We start from the raw sequence: 19,010 nt of genomic DNA, 5'->3' as shown, positions 1-19,010 counted from the left end.
TCTTCTTTTCACTGCAAAGCATACCTAGGCTCTCCTCCCTTTTTAGAGATCGTTACCTATCGTCTGGTGATCGTTTGTTGCCAACCCACGCAATGTTCCACTCAAACGATAGATAACGATCTCTGATGGCAACACGAGTAAAGCTCTGCTTTGGAGAGAAAAGATGATGTCATTGGTAGCGCCGCCTGGTAGGGAAAACCAATCAGACAACCTGATACAGGAGATTGCTGCTCTTGTGTATTAAACACCCAAGAGATGTGAAAAGGAATAGTTCACACAAAAAGATCGCTCACAACCACCAGAAACCTGACATCAGAACGAAGGTCAATAGGAAGACTAGTGATTGAACACCATCAATACGCGAACAGAAGCGAGAATACATAGGATGGCGCTCAAGAAAATTAAGCTGTGGCAAACAGATTGAAGGCAAAGGCAACTGGAAGCCCATGAAGCGTGATGATCAGCCGGGGCGTATCCGTCGGACGAGCATTGCACGCCAAGCGCTGGTCCCAGGAAAGACGCCAATGAGCACGCTCCGCTCGGGTCCAGACCTTCTTGGTGGGCGCTTGGGCATGTGGTGGTGAGAGTAGAGTGACGCTTTGTAGTTCGATTGTTTGGCTGCCAACGACTTTGAGCCAGGTTCACCGGATGCTACAGCGTGGCCAGTCACGCCAGACCACTGGGGTAGAAGCATGCAGTTCGCTGGCTGTACGAGGTGGCGGCGGAGAATTCGCGCGAGAAGAGGAAAGCGGCCACAGAGCCGCGCTCCCCTGCCGTGGCTTGAGCGTGGCACTACTCTCCTGACCCTGTGCTCGCAGCTCGCAGGAACGACAATGACCAATGCGCGCAGCATACAAGACGCGTAGCGAGCCATTGGGCTCCTGACTGTGAATTCCCTTGAGAAAAAAAGATGCTCGTTATCTTCTCTTACGAATAGGGATACAGATCTCTGCCTTGCATTTCCTTTCGGGATCATGTGCTGGATTGTTCAGACAAAATTCCAGGCACGGTCGATCATCGGCATCATATTCACTCTGGGGGAGCCATTGTCCATACAGATTTTGATAAAGAAGTCCTATTTTCTCTATCGTATCGTAAAACTGATAACAGGCATAGAGTCCACCAGGGAGGTGTTGAAACTGCACTTCTGTATGCTTCTCTTTTTCAAATCCCTTTGGGATTGTGATACAGCTATCATAACGACAAGCATACTCATCTACACTATTGGGGTCATCTAAAGAGATCCCAATCACATGCTGATCAGGCGGAAACAATGCATTGTTTGCTGCCCATTGCCCTAATTTCTCCCACGAAGCACTTGTATCCAGGTAACTTCCCACGTGCCTGACATAGGCGACTTCATAAGTGGGTATATCCTTCATGACGATATTCATATCCCAAACTCTCCTAAAAAAGTGATGATTGACTCGTCTATCGTACTCGAAAGAAAGAGGGGGCTCATCCTGATTTTTGCGAAAAGGTGCTGGGAAATTGCTCTGATTTTTTCGCCTTTTCCTTACTTCGCTTGGAGTGGTTTGAAAATATTTTTTAAAGACCGCTTGAAAACTAGAAATGGAGTCGAAACCGCAAAGGGAAGAAATTTCTAAAACGGTTTTATTTGTTTCCCTGAGGTAAGAAATCGATTTTTGCAACCGTTTTTGCTGAACATACCCTATAGGGGTGATACCAACAATAGAAGTAAATACTCTTATAAAATGATATTTCGAGAAATTTGATATATCGGCTAATGTTTCCAGGTTCATTGGCTCAGAGATATTTTCTTCCACATACTCTAGCACCCTCTTGATTCGCTCAGTATAGTCATGATTCATTGAAGGTCTATTTCCTCTTGTCGTTTCTGAAGGCTTGTTTTTCCACAGTATATCCTCTCCTCTATGAACATGGAAAGGTGAAACTCTTTCATTTTTGAGCTTTCGTTCAATTGTCTCGGCTCCTGTCTCTATTTTGTCACCTCGTTGTGCAAATCGTGGGACACATGCAAAATAGCAGTTCGAGCTCTTGAAGAGCGTAAGGTGGCGGGGGACGATAAAAATACAACAGGGGCAAATTCTTATCCTTCATAAAGAGAGAGGGACAATGAATTCATAGGGAGAAGTCCTTTATTGATCGCTATGGTTCAATTGAGCACGGGTACATAAATAGTTACAGAGCTAAGGGTGTTCATAGTGGCGACAGAACGACGGTGGCAAACCCCAGGACGCTCAATCGCCAATGCTTCAGTTTGACTATTGATGCGTTCACAACATGGCAAAACGACTGCTAGACGATACCTAACGATCGTTCCTTCCAGGCAGAGAACAGGTATGATAGTGAGTGAAAACACACCGTCCAATAACTCATTTTGTCCTGGACAAAAAAAGGATAACCACATGACGCACCCAAGAGATACGAGCAGAAGTGCACTTGAACATATTTCCCTGGTGAACGCTCTTTGCTGGTACCAGCATACCATACGTGAACACACACAAAAAACGGCAATACTCTCATATGCCCTCGCGTGCCAGCTAGGTTTGAGCGAGGAAGAAACATACCTGATTAGTCTGGCAGCCCTTGTACATGATATTGGAAAAATTGCGGTTCCCGCCGCCATACTAAATAAACCAGGTCCTCTCTCAGAACATGAATGGGCAATCGTGCGCTGCCACCCTGAGATTGGCTCCCAGTTGCTTCAGCAAGCAGGAGGTATGTGGACTTTCATCGCCTCACTCGTTCTGGCGCATCATGAGCGATGGGATGGATGCGGGTATCCATATGGACTGGCACAGGAAGCCATTCCACTTGGGGCACGTATCCTGGCGATCGTTGATTCCTATGATGCCATGACAGGATCAAGACCTTACCGACGCTCTCTTTCCCCTGCCGAGGCCAGAGCAGAAGTGCGACGGTGCGCAGGGAGCGCTTATGATCCGCAAATCGTTGATGCCTTCCTGCAAATGGATACCATCGATCCCCTCTCCTGGCCCTGGTAGGGCCATTTGCTCATATGATCAGGAGAAGCCGCATGGGAATAATTCCCAATAGTCTCAACATCGTTTGTTTCTTGACTCTCATGGGCTTGACCTCAGTTGAGTTTGCATGTATATTTGTGCAAGTGACATTATGAAATATATACCTCTCCGTGTACAACATCTTTTTTTGTGAAGGAGAAGGAGCACTTTATGGTATGCCACTTGCAGCTACTTATGCAGGTGATGCTTTCTAGCACTCCTATCTACAATCCCCCAGGCATATGCGCAATTTCTGCGCGGTAATGGCTGGGAAAACATATGACTTTAGCTGGTGATGTGATAGCATTGCCAGGCAGGCGCTTTCTCTCTCTCAGTTGAGAAAGCATTTTCAGGCATTCTAAGTGCTGGAAAATGCTGTCTTTTCCTGTTTTTGCCTCCACTAAACATACTACTTAGCCAATCTTCTACCGCGCAAAAGGTTTCGCCCCATCTTTGTGCTTTGTGTGCATGGGCATACATGTACATAAAATGTTTTTATACTATAGGGAAGAACATGATGCGCAAAAAAACACTACCTATAAATGTGAATCACCTCCTTCTTAACCGCAACTTTGCGCTTTTATGGCTGGGAGAGGCCATTTCTGTACTTGGAGATGCCGCCTTCGATAGTGCGCTGGCTCTGTGGGTTGGCACACGTGTGGCTGGAGGCCAACCCTGGGCTCCATTTGCTTTTAGTGGAGTCTACCTGGCTGGAACGTTGCCTGGCTTGCTGATAGGGCCAATGGCTGGGGTCTTTGTTGATCGTTGGGAAAAACGCCATACCATGCTGATCATGGATCTGGTACGCGCTCTCCTCATTCTGCTCTTGTTGTTTGTGAGTGGACTTTTACCGCTTCCTCTGGTGGGCGGCCTGGTTTTGCCGATCTGGGGGCAATTGCTCGCAATCTATAGTACAGTGGCCTTGTTGAGTACCTGTGGGCAGTTCTTTGGTCCCTCAAAGATGGCACTCCTCGGTGATATTGTGCTGGAGCAGCAGTTAGGCCAGGCCAGCACCCTGAGCAGCATAGCAGGGAATATGGGATGGCTTCTGGGGCCCGCGCTTGGAAGCCTCTGCTTTATGACATTTGGCCCACTGTGGAGCGTGCTAATCAACGCACTTTCATTTGTCCTCTCCTGGCTGATGATTCGTGGTATTCACGTATCTGAAACAGCTCGCCGTGTAGCGGTTAGCGAACGTGGTCATTTTCTCCGTGAATTCGGGGAAGGATTACATTTTGCGCTGAGCGATAGGACTGTAACAACGATTATCGGTTCTGGCATGCTCTTTATGCTTGGCGTTGGCGCGCTAAACACTCTCTATCTCTTCTTTCTGCTGGAGAATGTGCACGTGCCGGCAGGCCTCTACGGCTTTTTTGTCGCTGTGCCAGCGTGTGGAGCCATCGTTGGTTCTGCCCTGATAGGCCGTTTTATCAGACGCATTGGGGAGGCACGCCTCCTCTGGCTGGCATTGTTGGCCTGGAGTGGAACAATGCTGGTATTGGCACGTCAAGAGCAATTCTGGCCAGCGGTAGCGCTGCTTTTCTGCCTCGGGGGATGTAATGCCTGGATTGGCTCAGCGATTATGCCATTGCTCCTGCGTGCCACGCCACGCGAGATGATAGGGCGAGTTTCAGGAGTAACGTGGCCTTGTATGAGCATGGCTTCAATGCTTTCCACCTTCCTGGCTGGTTTTCTCAGCAGTACGGCCTTGCACCACTTTCACGCCACGTTGGGTGGAATGCATTTTGGTTTTGTGGATACCATCTATACTGTGGTCGGGCTACTCGCACTGATTGCCAGTATCAACGCAATGCGCAAGCTGCGCACATTTGGGCCAGAGGCTGAAGAAATGGAGACAAGTACGGATCAGAAAAGAGAGGTGAACATAGGGTAACGGCACCACGTTTCTTGCGACTTCATGGTACAGTAGCAGGCGAAGCTATTGCCATGCCATGAAGTCGCAAGAAGGACCCATACTATGTAACATGCCACCAGATAGACAGGGCTTATTACTCAGCTTTGTGTAGCTTCCAGAAACGATTTCGCTGAAAAGCAAAGCCATGATGAGTCATCCTGGATTCGGGAGCACCCTCTTAGGGAACAAACGCGAAGAGCTGTCATTTCTCCGCTTTTTCTGTGAAAAGCTTCTTCCTGGTGATAAAATAGATGCAACGCCTCCGCCATTCCTATTCGTCCGGAAGGAGCTCGGATCATGACTGATTTCTTCACGCAACGCTCAGACTTCGAGCGAGAAGGGTCGTTAGATATTCCATTGTCCTCGCTGAGTTTCCTGGAAGCCTCAACGCTGCTGCTCTATCGAACTGGTGTTGATCTCTCTGGCAATGATATCCCTCTAGCTTCTGGTTTTGCTGTCAAGATGAACTTCTTTACCTACCTTGGGGCAGCGCTTATGGAACTGGCGCTGCGCGGGTACGTGCGTATGGATGAGGTAAAACCTTTACCAAATTACGCTCGGTACAATCGCGTTCGTTCGCCTTCCGGGCCGCTGCTGTATCTGATCCTGACCCTGGTCTGTATCAGTTTCCTTTCGATCTGTTCTGTGTTGGTCGGTCTGTCATTTCCCGCAGGCATAGCTGGCTTTCTCTTTGCCTGGCTCAGCCTGCTGATACTCTCTCTCGTGTACCAGGAGCCTGCCCGCAAAGGAGTGCAAGGGTGGCTGATCGTGATGAGGGAGCCACCTGTCGGCGATGAGATGCTTGATGAGCTTCTCTGGCGAATGCAGCCCGTAGGGAATGCCATGAAAGTCCGCGACTGGCTTTCTTTCCTGACTGCACAGGACGAAGGGAAACAGTGGGTAAGAACCATGTATGACCGGATAGAGCGCCAACTTCAGGAACAAGTCTGCATCCAGTTCATGGGTAGGGAACGTGCCCCTTTCTTCGGCGAAGTTGAAACACTGGTGCTCAATCGTCAGAATGAACAATGGTGCCGATTAAGCAACCAGTTGCGGTTGGCGCTCCTCTCAGGAAAACCTTCTGATCCTTATACTACGGCTTTGCTCATTCTGCTTACGATCATTCCCGGTACGTTTCAGACCCCGCACCAGATCAGGCTCCCAGGCCAGCCCACCGGGCGAAGGATGACTGGTGGTATCTACCAGATCCTATCTGAGCCAGAGGAGATAGAGCAGGCCCGAAAGAGCCTGCGCACCCTCATTGACGGCGACACAGTGGTAGCGGATGCTATCGGACCCGACCTCTACGATACGCTGTTGCACCTGGCCCTTGGTATACGTGAGGGACCAAAACGAAGATAGATGGAGCTTTGCCACCAGCACCAAAGCAGGTTCACACCTGGCTCTGCGTTTGGGGATGAAAGGGACCTTTACCATCTTTCATGCTTCCCACCACCGACCTCGTAAAGGATTCCAGCCAGCCGCATACGCCTGTTTTTGTTCTCTTACCCAATCCGAAAGAGCTTTTGCTACCTCATCAATTGTCATTGGCGTGGTGTCAAAGGTCCAGATATTCCAGCGAGGATCTCCTCGGTGCCAGTGATCCCAGTGGCCCCATCGCAGGGTAGGCTCGGCATCAACTCGAATCACGTCTTGTCTCCATTGAGGATCAACAGAGTGCATACGTTGCCATGCGGCCCAGTTGAGCATTTCTTGACTGATGCCGCTATCGTGAACATTTCTCCCACGAAGTCGATCAATACGAATAACATCGCCACAATCTAACAAACAGCCTGCAAGTCCAGCGATTTGTGGAGTGGAGGGACAGGCGAGGAGTTCCCCGAAAACGGCACCACCACATAAACCCATGTCCTGTTCGTGTGATTGATGCTCCAGAGCTATCTTCACCCAGTGCTCAGTCGTACATTGACGCCACCTCTTGTCAGCAGTTGAGGGAACGCCAACCGCATCAAAATCGTACCAAACGACGTGTGGGTGCTGGACCAGAAGCCTATCGAGAGCAGTGGATTTCCCTGCTCCACTCGCCCCCATGACAACGAAGAGCATGATATTCCCCTTCTTTGTGCATAACTTATCCGTTCATCTTACCAAAGAGCGGAAAAGAGCAGCTTCAGCATCTCAAGGGCACAATCACCACAGCCCGCAGCATCCCAATCGATCATCCCAGTCACCTGCTCACCGTCTGTCAGAAAATTTCAGCAGACATCTTCCCTTTTCACATATGTGAAGGATCTGGACGATCTAGCGCATACCAGAGGATTGTATAGCCATCTTCATCTACACTGGAACGCACAAAGAGCATGCCAGCCTTCTCGATAGCTTTGCTTGACCTATGGTTGCGTACGTCAATCGTCGCTTCAAGACGTGGGATTTGCCAGCGTTCAAAGCTAGTTGCTAGCAGGGCTTTGATAAACTCGCTCGCCAGCCCCTGGCCCCAGCAGGATGGTTTCAAGGCATAGATAATCTCAAGATGGGGGTTGTTTGCAGGGCGCGCGATACCGCCAAAACCAATCATCTGGCTATCCAGGCGCGAAGTGATCGCGAAGCAACCATAGCCACGCTGTCGATAGTTGCCCTGTGAGATTTGTATCCAGGAGCGAGTCTGCTCCGCCGTCAGGGGCTTCCCATCACCCATATAGCGATGAATTTCAGGGTCACTACAGAGGGCATAGAATGCTTCAAAATCATCATCACGGAGATGGCGGACGAGTATCCGCTCAGTTTCAAAGACAATCATGGCGGAGATCCTTTCCAAATAGTCGTTTTGTCACGGTACAACAAAAGCTCCGGCACTGCTCCCCGGGTCTGCTTAGTAGACAAGAGAGGGTGTCTGCTCACAAGTGTGGGAAGAGGTAGCGCGCAAAACTTGGGTACAATCATAAGGATCAACAAAACTACCACGTAAATCTAGCAAGGTCGAATCATCAGCTGACATAAAAAAGCGATCTTCTTTCTCTAAAGTTTAGAAATAATGCTTTACATATCAGTTTATTGTAGCACAGAAATACGCAGATCAACTGAGAAAAAAGGCAATCCTGGACGGCCAAAATCCACGTATTCATGCACTAAAAACGGACAAACAATCGCATATTCAGCGAAAAGCACCCATTACTCAATACGCTCTGCTCGCCCTTTAATAATAGAGGCATTGATTGAGAATAACATTCAAGAGCGCTGACTAAACGATCGCTACTATCCCTTCGGTGCGCTAAGGGCCTGACGATAGGCTCGGGGTGTACGTCCCAACGTTTGCGTGAAGACCGCATAGAAACGGCTGGAGGAGCTAAAGCCAGAGGCGATCGCGACCTCGAGCACAGAGGCATCACTGGTAGCGAGGAGGCGTTGCGCATGGGCCAGGCGATACTGCGTAATGTATTCGACGATGCTCATGCCGAAGGTTTGCTGAAAGAGACGCATCGCTGTATGTTCATGCACTCTCATGGCGCTCGCGACATCCCCCACGCTCAGTTGATGGGTATAGTGTGCCGCGATAAAATGTGCTGCCAGCTCAGCGCGCTTCCTTTGCTGACCAGTAGCGCCAGCCTCTTTTCCTCCAGCCATTTCATACTCTGCCGCAAGTGCCAGGCGCAGAAGGCAGGCTCGACTCTCCAGGAGAATAACTTCTTGTACCGATGAAGACGCGGCGCGCAGATCCTCTTGCCAGCGCGTAAAGACACGCGCATCAAAGTGCGCACAGGTCCGGGTGCTATCGACGATCATCTCTCCATCCATCATCCGCTGCGTCAGCGTTCCCGGCAAACGCCAATGCAGAATATCGCCCAGCGGGATCGTCAGCCAGTGCAGCACGGTGTGCCGCTCAAACTCCAGGAGGCGATGTGGTAGAGCCGCCCAGAAGACCGCTAACTGTCCTGCACTCAGTGGAATCGAGGTATCCCCAAAAAGGTAGAGCAGGGCCCCTTTCTCAATCAGCGTCAACTCAATCTCAAAATGCCGGTGTGGACGCCCGGTTGGTCCGCCATCGTGGCGACCAGCAGCCAGTCCAAGCACTTCACATGCAATCTTCTGCATGGCGTTATGCGCCTCCCTATCTCCTAAATGGTGACAATACAGGAGAAATCTTACCAAAAGCAGGTAGATTATGGCAGATCGGCATGGTACAGTCAAGGCAGGATTATTCATTCAAACATGGAGGTTTCGCAATGGATTTAGCACAAATACTCCTGGCTGCACAGCCGCACGTTCCCGCTCACTATCGCCCCGGCATCGGCATCATCGGCAGTGGCGGCATTGTACGTGGGGCACACCTCCCCGCTTACCAGAAATACGGCTTAAACGTTATCGGCATCTATGATATCCAGCCCGCCGCGACACAGGCCGCGCAAGCACAATGGTCGACATTGCGCATTTTCGAGACCCTGGACGAGCTGCTAGACAACCCTGATATTGAAGTCGTCGATATCGCGACGCACCCGGCTCAACGCGTCGAGCTGATCCAACGCGCTCTGGCGGCTGGGAAACATGTCTTGAGCCAGAAGCCTTTCGCTCCCGACCTGTCCACCGCTCGCATGCTGGTTACCGAGGCAGAGCAGCGCGGTCTCTTGCTGGCCGTCAATCAGAATGGGAGATGGTCACCAGCCTGGCGGGTGGCGACCCTGTTGCTGCAACAGCAGGCAATCGGTTCACTCCTGGCCGTCACCCACCTGTTCGAAACCAGCTTTGCGTGGCGTCCAGGAAGTCCTTTTGACCTGATTCCGCATAGCACCACCTACGACTACGCAATCCACTGGATCGATATTATCCGCTGCTGGCTTGAAGACTACCAGCTGAGCAATGTACGTGCTCAGGAGTACCGCACGCCCAATCAGCCGCTAGAGAGCAAGAGCGATTGGGGGATGAGCGCCGAGTTCAGCTATCAACATGGCGTACGCGCCTTCATCCATTGTATCGGCGGAACGGAGACGAGCCGCCAGGGTCATCCCTTCTGGCTGCATGGAACACAGGGAACCATTCGTGGCTGCGCATTGGGGAACGATTTTATCGAGCTCGAGCGCGACGGTGTTTTTTCGCGCTTCGACCTCAAAGGGAGCTGGTTCCCCGATGGCTTTGCCGGCGCTATGGGTGAGTTACTCAGCGCCATCGCAGAGCAGCGGGAACCATATAACTCGGCCCGCCATAATCTCCTGACCCTTGAAATGACACTCGCGGCCTGTCAGTCGGAGGATGCTGATGGGCAGCCTGTAGCCTTTGAGGAGGTACCAGCATGACACCTGCATGGCCACGACTCGGCGTCTTCTCCTATGACTACCCTGACGTAGAGAGCCTGATTGCCGCATGCCACCACTCTGGTCTGACTACAGTACAGCTTGCCAACACGCTCCTGGATGATTGTCTGGCCCACCCAGAGCACAGTGCAACGCTTCGTGCGACATTGGAGGCGCAGGGCATCAGTATCGTCGGACTGGCCGCATATCGTAATCTCGTAGCTCCCGATCAGGCCAAACGCCGCAGTTCTATCGACTATATCAAACGTTGTCTCCAGGTTGCACCACTGTTAGGAACACCAGTAGTAGCCACAGAGACAGGGACTCTCCATGCAGAAAACGATTGGATCGCCTCGCCCGAAAATCAGAGTGCGGCAGCCTGGGAGACACTCTACCAGACGCTCAACGAACTGGTCCCGGTCGCGCAGCAGCATGGCTCTATTCTAGCCCTGGAAGGCTTCGTCAATAACGTCATTGGCAGCTACGATCGGATGGAAATCATGTTGGAGCGCATCGCCTCCCCACATCTGCAAATGGTACTCGATCCCTACAACTATCTCACACACGCCATGTTGCCAGAGAGCACACAAAGAGCGGAAGAGTTTTTTCAGCGTTTTGAGGATCGCTTTGTCATTGCGCACCTGAAGGATGTGAGCGCGGAGGGTGCCGAAGTGGATACACCAGAATTTGGTCTGGGTGTCTTCCCACAGGAGCCCTACATCGACTTTCTGCGCACCAGGCGTCCTGATCTGCCACTGATCTTAGAGCACCTGCCAGGCGAACATATTCCGGCAGCCGTGACACGCCTGCAAGCCATCATCGCCTCCCTGGCCTAGACAAAAACAGAGCAACGAGTTTCGTATTGCATACTACTGACCTCTGCGTCGTTTTCTAAACCTTAGAGGACGAGCTCGCTGTTGCCATGCTCGTCCCTCTGACGAAGAAATCGTCCAAACATGAGTGGGCTCCTCAACAAGCACCCTTCACCTTCCAGGTAGAAATAATCTGCTGGAGTTGACGATGGAAAGCCGGGGGAGCTGCACAAAAATGAAACGTCTCTGTTGCTTTCGTCAAAGGATGACTATAATCGATCGGCTGGCCAAAAAAATCGGTATAGAGAGCTCCTGCTTCCTCAAGCAGAAGGTGCTGTGCCACATTATCCCAAATTTTACAGTTCCGATACAGGAAGCCGCCATAGACTCCTTTCGCAACCATCGCAGCGTCAAAAACACTCCCACTTGTGTGGACACTTCCACAAGCCAGGATGATTTCTGCCAAGAGTTCGCATTCTTTTCTGGTTCTCTGCGAATCTCCTTGACCCTTTTCTATTCCATAAGCAATCAAGGCTGAGAGCAATTCCTGATCATCTTGCACCCACACACGTTGCTGATTGCAGTATGCACCCTTTCCTTTTTCAGCCGTATAGATTTCGTGAAAAGCAGGGAGCGCGAACCCACCAGCAACTGGTTCGTGGTCTTTGAGCAGTCCTATCATACAGCCATAGAGCGGGCTGGACTGCGCAAAATTACTGGTTCCATCGATGGGATCAATCACCCAGGTATAGGCAGAAGAATTGTCAAAGATCCCTGCCTCTTCATCGAGGATATTATGGGTCGGATAGGTCCGCTGAATCTCTGCGATCATCATGCTTGATATCTCTCTATCAGCCTCAGTGACCATCTGGGTGGGGTCGCCACATTTTCTCGCTGATGAGACGTTTCCAAAACGGTCACGCGCTATTTGGGCAGCTGCTGTGAGCGTCTTCAGGAGGAAATTTTGATAATCCATCTCTATCCTTTCTTACTTTAACTATCTTATACGTCTGATAGGGTGCCAGAATAGGCGACGAGAAGGCTTGTCGCTCTTGAACAGAAAGTCGCTTCACACTTTGCCCAGAGCGTGGACGAAAGACCTCAGCTCCTGCTTGACGCCACGTTTGTGCAGCAGGCGAGGTACAGTCGCGGGTGACTGCCCTTACCTTCCAACCCTTTGCAAGCAGGCTGTCTCACCTCCCTGTTGCATCTAGCACTAAAACCGTTTTTGTGCAAATAAATCATTATTTCCTCTCTTTTTCATGGCACAGCGAGACAGGAACACCTTTCCCGTGGAAAGAGGACGCCCTTGTGCTTGATGATCCTCATCCCTTTGGACTCTGGGATGAGCAGCAAACGTATCCCTGGAGCATTGATCGCCCTGGTCAATATATTGGCAGTTTTGGCCTACAATTGACCCCACGAGAGATGGCAAAATACGGGTATCTTTATCTCAATCAAGGTCTCTGAGATGACCAGCAAATTATTCCTGTCACCTACATCCAAGAGACGATGCAGCATGGGTATATCAAGCAATTTGCGCGATGGCACAATCATGATGCCTTCTTTAATGCCGGTGCTCTTGGTCAGTATATTGCCGTAATTCCTGATCTCGATCTTGTGGTTGTCATGACTGGATTTTGTACTGAGCATGATCATCTAGAAGAGATATTTGTCAACTTGATGCTGCCTGATTTACTCAGCGATTGATAGAGGAAAAACATTCAGCTTATAACTTTCTTTAGCAAATCAGGCAGTTGGGCTTCCCCTCCAGAGCAGAAGTGCCTGTTCTGGAAGGAGTTACTTTTTATTCCCCTAACAGCCCACTTTTTGAGCCCAAAGAGTTTCGTTGATGGCTTCTAGAGGAGGCACATCTTCTGACTGAGATGCTACGTATGACTTGTGTTCAGATCTCCTAGAAACCAAGCTGCTGCTTAACCAGAACCATCGTGGTACGACCAGGCTCGTGCTCTGCATTGATGGTCAGGAGTTTATTGATGGAGCTGGTCTGGCCATAGACTTGTAGGGAACGTTCATGTTCTAAGGGAAGGCTGTAGTCGTGGATACGACGAAGCCCATCTGAGAGCGTATGTACGAGCTTTTGTGTGCCAACCACCCAGATCACCTTGCTTGCGCCAAAGGCGGCAGCACCTACCTGGCTGCCAGAGGCTGATGCAATGAGGACCTCTCCCCGTTCAGTAATTGCCTGGACGCTTCCCACCAGTACATCGGGGGCCGCAACCAGCTTGCGCATCTCGTTGCGTTGGGTAACGTGATCAAACGTTGATAACAGAGTACGCACAGCTTGAAAGCGGCTAGCGTGCTCGATCTGCTCTGTCAGGCCAAGTACTTCAATGGTACGCGAGGGTGAATCGTAGACCTTTGTGCCATCGGGAATGAGGTCAAGCACATACGCTCTTGCTTCTTCACCGGTCTCAAAGAGAACAACGTATATGCCGTTGGCTTGTAGCGCCTGAATAGTCTTCTCGATCTGCTTCTCAGATGCCAGTTGTGTGAATTCAGAATGTGAGAGATTGGTAGCCATTGAGGTTATTTTCCCTTTCTTATCTTTTGCCCGGAAAGCCTCTCCCTTTTGTAGCGATAACATTTCATTGATACCTGGCTCGCATATACGACAGCGAAGGTGGAAAGGACTTTCCTTGTCACATCAGCCAGGTTTCCCTTGTCATACTTATGACAAATCAAAACGAGGAAATGTGACCAATGAGAGATACACAACTGGCTACCCAATTTGAGGCGGAGCGTCCGCGTCTGCGAGCGATGGCTTACCGCATGCTTGGCTCCCTCGCCGAGGCAGAAGATGCAGTCCAGGAGGTCTGGCTACATCTCTTCCGTTCCGACATGAGCACCATCTCGAACCTGGGCGGGTGGCTGACAACGGTAGTGGCGCGAGTCTGCCTCAATATGCTCCATGCGCGTACATCGCGGCGTGAGCAGTCTCTGGAAGCGTCGCCCATCACCAGCCATGATGACGGCATTGACCCTGAAGAAGAGGCGGAACTTGCCGATGCGGTGGGTCTGGCGCTGTTGGTGGTCCTGGATACACTTGCTCCCGCTGAGCGACTCGCCTTCGTCCTGCATGACATCTTTGCCGTGCCATTCAATGAGATTGCGCCTCTTGTGGAACGTTCTCCGATGGCGACGAGGCAACTTGCCAGTCGTGCCCGCCGCCGCGTGCAAGGTGCAGCAATGAGGAAAGACACTGATCTTGATGCAAATCGAGAAGTCGTTGCTGCCTTCCTCGCCGCCTCACGCGAAGGAGCCTTTGACGCACTGTTGACACTGCTCGATCCTGATATTGTGTTCCGAGCCGACCACGTAGCTGTGTCCCGTGGCGCAGTAAGGGAAGTCCGTGGCGCACAGGCCGTCGCTAGAGGAGCAAGACAGATCATGGAACGTATCCCATTCGCGCAACCGATACTCATAGACGGAGCAGTAGGAATCGTTCTTGCCCCACGTGGGCAACTCCTGCTCCTCCTGCGTCTCACCATTAGAGATGGAAAGTTCGTTGCCATCGATGCAATCGTCGACCCTGCACAGCTACACCAGTTGCACCTGGCGATCCTGCTCAACTGACGATTCACCAGTGACTGCCAGCAGTTGCCTATTTCATTCCAGGAAAACGCGCGTGCAAGAATGGTACTACCCATCTCATCGCAGCACCGTGAAATTCGCCATTGCAAAAATGAATACATGAAAATCGGCAAGTTGTGCAGGTAAAGCCGACATATACAAAATCTTTACGATGATAGGTAGAGAGCATAAGCTCTTGCTGGGAAAGTGATATGATGAAAGAGAGTTCTGAGAGGATACAAGGAGTTCGTTAGCAAGGCATGCCAGTATATAGCTGTTGGCAGAACCATTATCGAGAAAGCTCTCTGAGTGGGTCATGCCATCAGCAATGGGGCTACGCCCAATTCTATGCACTCCACATGGATGGCAGCCCCACGCCAGACTGCTATCACGTCTCTTTCACGGGAAGTTTAGAAAAGAGAGAGGCTACCAGTATGACGAGCATGCTCCTCGCCCCGTTTGAGCGCCCAGGCCGCAAGCACAAACAACACCAGAGTTAAACCCATCAGGAAAACAAGCTGGGGCATAAGTTGCATTAACGTTGCCCCCTCCAACAAGGCTGCACGCAGAATGATCAGGCTCGTTGTCAAAGGGAGAACGCTGCCCACAACACGCACGGCAAGTGGATAGACAAAAGGTGGCAGGCGGACAGCGCTCAAGAAAGACATGGTCGGCTCCAACAACGAATAAAAAAAGCTACTGTCACGAGCAAAAATACAGAAACTATTGAGAAAGACGGCCCAGGCCATCGCAGGTAGGAACAGGGAAAGGAATGCGAGCACAAGCATCATTGGATGCGACATATGCAGCCCACCCACCAGTGCCATCAGCCCAACAGTAAATGTCAGAAAGAGCCAGACGCTCTGAAAAAGGGCGGCAGTTCCATTGGCAAGCATGAGAACAAGGCGATTGGCAGGCGTCAAAAACATCATCTCCAACGTCCCCTCAAAACGTTCGCGCGAAAACATCCAGGACGATTGCACCAGTGACCAGTAAAAGACATACGCCAGCATTCCCGTAATGAAGAAGAGCATCACTGCACGCGCATCAGCGGCCAGAGGCCAATGTTGACGCAGGCCGGGCGCATGAGCCAGTGGTTGAAAGGTATAATAGGCAGTACCCAGCTCCAACGCAGGCCAGAGCAACATTGAACAGTAGATCAATTTGCCACCAAAGAGCATTCGGTGCTGCTTCAGCATCTCAGCCATAATAATACGCCAATAGCGAGTCAAGCGTTGACGTGGGTTTTCAAGCGCTATAGAAGAGGTGCAAAAAGAGACTGGCATTGCTGCCTGTCGTTTACCTTGTGCCATGGCCAACCTCCTCTTCCTGCTCCTGTCTCTGCAAACTATCAGAGAGGGCTAAGATAGCATCCTCCAGGCTCGGTTCAACCACTTCAAGCTTCAGCAGAGTCCCTCCAGTCCGCACAACAGTTGTTGCCGCACTTCCACCCAGATCCTGAGGATGGCGGAGCGTCACGGTAATCACCTCGTCGCTGGCAAGTATCTCCAGGCGCGCCATATGCTCACGAGCCATCTCACGTAGTCCGGCTTCAACGTCAGCAGGAAGAGAAGGAAGTTGCATGCGTATAATGCGCTCCTGTGAGGTCAATCTCTTCAAGTCAGCAGGGCTCCCCTCAGCGATCAGGCGCCCCTGATTAATAACATAGATAGAAGAACACAGTTCTTCCACCTCGTGCAGATAGTGCGAGGTGAGAAGGAGACCCTTCCCACTCTCAGCCATTGCACGCACAACCTGGCGAAGTTCACGAGCAATAGGTGCATCGAGGCCGATGGTTGGCTCATCAAGGAAGAGATATGAGGGATCATTGATCAGGCCGCGTGCAATCTGCAAGCGCTGCTTCATCCCCTTGGAATACCGCTCGACAACGGTATCAGCAGCATCCGCGAGGCCTACCAGATGCAAGAGTTCCTCGATACGTCTCTTCAAGAGGTTCCCATCAATATTATAGAGTTGTCCGAAATACCACAGGTTCTCACGTCCGGTCAAACGCCAGTACACCATGCGCTCACCGCCCGCAATCATATTGACACGCTTGCGCACTTCGAGAAGCTGGCGCTGCATATCGATTCCGTCAAGCAGCAATTCACCTGAGGTTGGTGCAAGGAGTGTACTCAGCATCTTAATAGTCGTCGTTTTCCCTGCGCCGTTCAATCCCAGCAAACCTGTTACCTGACCTGGTGGGATGTGAAAGGTCAAATCCTGTACTGCCACCTTTTCCTGCCGCTCCACACGGAGCCATCCCCGATGCTTGCGCGTCTTATACACTTTTGTCAAGCCTCTGGCGAGGATACCACGTTCCATTAGAATACTCCTTCCAAGGCGCGGCGTTCAGCTCGCCGCATGAGTGTGAGACCTACGACTGCATATATCAGACCAAGGACAAGATAGAAAAGCATCTCTGGGCCCAATTGAGCAGGCGACTCTCCATTGAGGAGTGCGGCCCGCAGAAGATGCACCACTCCACTGACTGGAAGCACGGCCCCCAACCATTGCAGCGGAAGTGGAAGATAGTTGACTGGAAAGGCAAAGCCACAGAGAAAGGTCATAGCTGCAAAGAGCGTATTCTGAGAGACATAGGTATCTCCCGTAGCGAGCATCAAGGCACCCAGGACAGTCGACATCCCAAAGAGGCCAATCAGTGCAATAGGAAAAGACAGCAGCAACGAGGACCAGTTAACATGGTGCAAATGGAGACCAAAGGGGGTGACACACACGAGAAGCAAGACAGCCTCCCCCAGACATGTCACGACCCATTGTAGAGTAATGCCCGCGAAATATGGGAAGCGCCGCGTAGGAGCGAGCAACAAGCTCTCCAACGTTCCTTCACGACGCTCAGTAATCAGCCCACGGCTCACGCCTAACAGGATACCAATTGAGAACGAGAGAATACTACCGCCCAGGATGACATAGCTCAAATAATCCGACGTACCAGCATACCTACTAAAACGTTCATCAAGCTGTCCGTACGCCAGGAGGTAATAACTAAAAAAGGCGAGCGCCGCACTACAAAGACCACTAAAGAGACCACTAAAGAAAAAGCTCCAGGGATAAGCGCGAAAGACAACGATCCAATTACGCCGGAATGTAGCGTATCCAACGCGTATGCAATAGGGCACAGGATCCCCTCCTTGAAAAAGGTATACATAAGCCACACTCATTGAAAGAGATCAATTACGGAGAAACTCGCGCACACGTTGTGCGAAAGCATCAACCGGGTTGAGTAGCCCAGTATAAAGCACCACTAATCCCTCTTTGCGACTCTGCACCAATCCTGCATCTCGCAAAACCTTTAAATGACGCGATACAGTAGGCTCGGCCAACTTCATTGTGAAAGCGATCTCTTGCGTATAATGAGGACGCTTAAGCACCAATTTATAAATTTGCAATCGCGTCTCATCCGAAAGAGCTTTGGCAACTGGTAGAATCCCAGGCGGAATGGTCCGCAGATCGGTTAAGGCCGCTGTCGCGTGCATGGTAAGATTCAAGAGCCCTCTCCCATAGCCCACCATAAGATGGGGCGCCGCAAACGTTGAAGGAGTACAGACAATACGCAGCATTTCCTCAAGTGGAAAACGCAATTCGTGTCTCTTATGGAACACTACTGTATCTGTCGCCCTATCATACTCAATGCGAGCATGTAACGAAGCTAACCATTGTGGTGGTTCCATGCTGTCCAGGCGTATAGCCTGTTGGGCACGACACTGCTCCAATAGAGGACGCCTGTGTTCCCACTCACGATGAAAGATCTGCTCCCAATAGCTCTTCAGCGCAACGAGTAAGCGCGTGACCAGCGGCTCTGGATCAATACGTAACTGTATCCAGGATGTAGAGAGATCCCCTTGCTCTAGCGGCTCATTGATCCAGCCAAATGCCGCAACATCGGGCAGTCCTTCCAGGAGCACATCCACAACCTGGCGCGGTGGCAAGCCAGCCAGGTAATCCAGGAATTCAAGCACTGCCATTTCTAGTCTTCCATCAAGATACAGCAGATCAATCAAGTGAATCCAATCAGCCTGATAGCGCTCAATCTCCTGCGTCACTTCACGCACCTCAAGGGGTAAGTCATTCTGTGTAGCGCTAGCCCACTCCTGGTTTGAGAGGTGATGACCTGGATCAGCCAGAACGTGGAGGCTGGTCAACATTTCACTCACAGGCGAAAGCACCATCTGCAAACGAGAACGCAATGGCTCCTCTGAGACATCAACCGATGGCATACTGTGTTCTTGCTCCTCCTTCAGCCATTCTACCACCTGATTAGCTAATTAGCTAATCAGGTGTCTATAGACATAGTATACCTATGCAAACAGAACCTTGTCAAGCCATTTTCGCAGTACCATGATGCTTCCCAGCTCGTCATATAACATTGGGAACGCTGTGTTTGTTACATCTTTGCAAGCACCAATAGAAGAATGGA

19 protein-coding genes are annotated in these 19,010 nt (G+C 51.0%); 9 read left to right on the top strand and 10 right to left on the bottom strand.

Annotation, left to right across the window (positions count from 1 at the left end):
* The first annotated feature begins 446 nt into the window (after nucleotides 1–446).
* Nucleotides 447–584 carry a hypothetical protein gene (locus EL628_RS29975; RefSeq protein WP_161975751.1) on the top strand — a complete coding sequence of 46 codons (138 nt, stop codon included), beginning with the start codon at nucleotides 447–449 and terminating at the stop codon, nucleotides 582–584.
* Nucleotides 585–917: 333 nt separating this feature from the next.
* Here EL628_RS29975 and EL628_RS24800 read toward each other — a convergent pair whose 3' ends face one another.
* Nucleotides 918–1,832 carry an AraC family transcriptional regulator gene (locus EL628_RS24800; protein WP_126582684.1) on the bottom strand — a complete coding sequence of 305 codons (915 nt, stop codon included), beginning with the start codon at nucleotides 1,830–1,832 and terminating at the stop codon, nucleotides 918–920.
* Nucleotides 1,833–2,390: 558 nt separating this feature from the next.
* Here EL628_RS24800 and EL628_RS24795 point away from each other — a divergent pair.
* From EL628_RS24795 to EL628_RS24785, 3 genes are all read left to right on the top strand, one after another.
* Entirely contained in the window at nucleotides 2,391–2,990 is a 600-nt protein-coding gene (locus EL628_RS24795) for an HD-GYP domain-containing protein (RefSeq protein ID WP_161975750.1), read from the top strand.
* Nucleotides 2,991–3,522: 532 nt separating this feature from the next.
* Entirely contained in the window at nucleotides 3,523–4,902 is a 1,380-nt protein-coding gene (locus tag EL628_RS24790; RefSeq protein WP_161975749.1) for an MFS transporter, read from the top strand.
* 318 nt (nucleotides 4,903–5,220) lie between these two features.
* Complete coding sequence (locus tag EL628_RS24785) at nucleotides 5,221–6,285, top strand: GOLPH3/VPS74 family protein (protein WP_126582681.1); 1,065 nt, start codon at nucleotides 5,221–5,223, stop codon at nucleotides 6,283–6,285.
* A 78-nt stretch (nucleotides 6,286–6,363) separates the two neighbouring features.
* Here the strand turns inward: EL628_RS24785 and EL628_RS24780 are convergent, their stop codons facing one another.
* The 3 genes from EL628_RS24780 to EL628_RS24770 all read right to left on the bottom strand — a co-directional run bounded on the left by EL628_RS24780 (nucleotide 6,364) and on the right by EL628_RS24770 (nucleotide 8,973).
* A complete protein-coding gene (locus EL628_RS24780; RefSeq protein WP_126582680.1) occupies nucleotides 6,364–6,990 on the bottom strand; it encodes a nucleoside/nucleotide kinase family protein in 627 nt (208 codons plus the stop codon).
* Between the two features lie 169 nt (nucleotides 6,991–7,159).
* The gene (locus EL628_RS24775) at nucleotides 7,160–7,681 is read right to left on the bottom strand and encodes a GNAT family N-acetyltransferase (RefSeq protein WP_126582679.1); all 522 of its coding nucleotides are present in this window, start codon (nucleotides 7,679–7,681) and stop codon (nucleotides 7,160–7,162) included.
* Between the two features lie 455 nt (nucleotides 7,682–8,136).
* Nucleotides 8,137–8,973, bottom strand: a complete 837-nt coding sequence (locus tag EL628_RS24770) for a helix-turn-helix domain-containing protein (protein ID WP_161975748.1) — start codon at nucleotides 8,971–8,973, stop codon at nucleotides 8,137–8,139.
* Nucleotides 8,974–9,104: 131 nt separating this feature from the next.
* Between EL628_RS24770 and EL628_RS24765 the strand changes: the two genes are divergently transcribed.
* Both EL628_RS24765 and EL628_RS24760 read left to right on the top strand, forming a co-directional pair.
* Nucleotides 9,105–10,169, top strand: a complete 1,065-nt coding sequence (locus EL628_RS24765) for a Gfo/Idh/MocA family protein (RefSeq protein WP_161975747.1) — start codon at nucleotides 9,105–9,107, stop codon at nucleotides 10,167–10,169.
* Nucleotides 10,166–11,002, top strand: a complete 837-nt coding sequence (locus EL628_RS24760; RefSeq protein ID WP_126582676.1) for a sugar phosphate isomerase/epimerase family protein — start codon at nucleotides 10,166–10,168, stop codon at nucleotides 11,000–11,002. The genes EL628_RS24765 and EL628_RS24760 overlap by 4 nt, the downstream gene beginning before the upstream one ends.
* A gap of 133 nt (nucleotides 11,003–11,135) precedes the next feature.
* On the opposite strand, the gene EL628_RS24755 is transcribed toward EL628_RS24760, so the two are convergent.
* Nucleotides 11,136–11,954, bottom strand: a complete 819-nt coding sequence (locus EL628_RS24755; protein WP_126582675.1) for an inositol monophosphatase family protein — start codon at nucleotides 11,952–11,954, stop codon at nucleotides 11,136–11,138.
* 335 nt (nucleotides 11,955–12,289) lie between these two features.
* Between EL628_RS24755 and EL628_RS29970 the strand changes: the two genes are divergently transcribed.
* A complete protein-coding gene (locus EL628_RS29970; protein ID WP_161975746.1) occupies nucleotides 12,290–12,448 on the top strand; it encodes a hypothetical protein in 159 nt (52 codons plus the stop codon).
* A gap of 42 nt (nucleotides 12,449–12,490) precedes the next feature.
* A complete protein-coding gene (locus tag EL628_RS24750; RefSeq protein ID WP_126582674.1) occupies nucleotides 12,491–12,688 on the top strand; it encodes a hypothetical protein in 198 nt (65 codons plus the stop codon).
* A gap of 205 nt (nucleotides 12,689–12,893) precedes the next feature.
* On the opposite strand, the gene EL628_RS24745 is transcribed toward EL628_RS24750, so the two are convergent.
* Nucleotides 12,894–13,523 carry an LUD domain-containing protein gene (locus EL628_RS24745; protein ID WP_245994426.1) on the bottom strand — a complete coding sequence of 210 codons (630 nt, stop codon included), beginning with the start codon at nucleotides 13,521–13,523 and terminating at the stop codon, nucleotides 12,894–12,896.
* Nucleotides 13,524–13,702: 179 nt separating this feature from the next.
* On the opposite strand from EL628_RS24745, the gene EL628_RS24740 reads away from it, so the two are divergent.
* Nucleotides 13,703–14,575, top strand: a complete 873-nt coding sequence (locus EL628_RS24740; protein WP_126582672.1) for a sigma-70 family RNA polymerase sigma factor — start codon at nucleotides 13,703–13,705, stop codon at nucleotides 14,573–14,575.
* Nucleotides 14,576–14,982: 407 nt separating this feature from the next.
* Here the strand turns inward: EL628_RS24740 and EL628_RS24735 are convergent, their stop codons facing one another.
* The 4 genes from EL628_RS24735 to EL628_RS24720 are packed head-to-tail and all read right to left on the bottom strand — an operon-like array spanning nucleotide 14,983 to nucleotide 18,810.
* Nucleotides 14,983–15,885, bottom strand: a complete 903-nt coding sequence (locus EL628_RS24735) for an ABC transporter permease (RefSeq protein ID WP_218028991.1) — start codon at nucleotides 15,883–15,885, stop codon at nucleotides 14,983–14,985.
* Entirely contained in the window at nucleotides 15,872–16,897 is a 1,026-nt protein-coding gene (locus EL628_RS24730; RefSeq protein WP_126582671.1) for an ABC transporter ATP-binding protein, read from the bottom strand. The genes EL628_RS24735 and EL628_RS24730 overlap by 14 nt, the downstream gene beginning before the upstream one ends.
* A complete protein-coding gene (locus EL628_RS24725) occupies nucleotides 16,897–17,712 on the bottom strand; it encodes an ABC transporter permease (RefSeq protein ID WP_161975745.1) in 816 nt (271 codons plus the stop codon). The genes EL628_RS24730 and EL628_RS24725 overlap by 1 nt, the downstream gene beginning before the upstream one ends.
* A 51-nt stretch (nucleotides 17,713–17,763) precedes the next feature.
* The gene (locus EL628_RS24720; RefSeq protein WP_126582669.1) at nucleotides 17,764–18,810 is read right to left on the bottom strand and encodes an ArsR/SmtB family transcription factor; all 1,047 of its coding nucleotides are present in this window, start codon (nucleotides 18,808–18,810) and stop codon (nucleotides 17,764–17,766) included.
* Nucleotides 18,811–19,010: the final 200 nt, after the last annotated feature.

Source organism: Tengunoibacter tsumagoiensis, assembly GCF_003967535.1.
In the GTDB taxonomy this organism is placed as follows: domain Bacteria; phylum Chloroflexota; class Ktedonobacteria; order Ktedonobacterales; family Ktedonobacteraceae; genus Tengunoibacter; species Tengunoibacter tsumagoiensis.
This window is presented reverse-complemented; position numbering and strand designations above follow the sequence as displayed.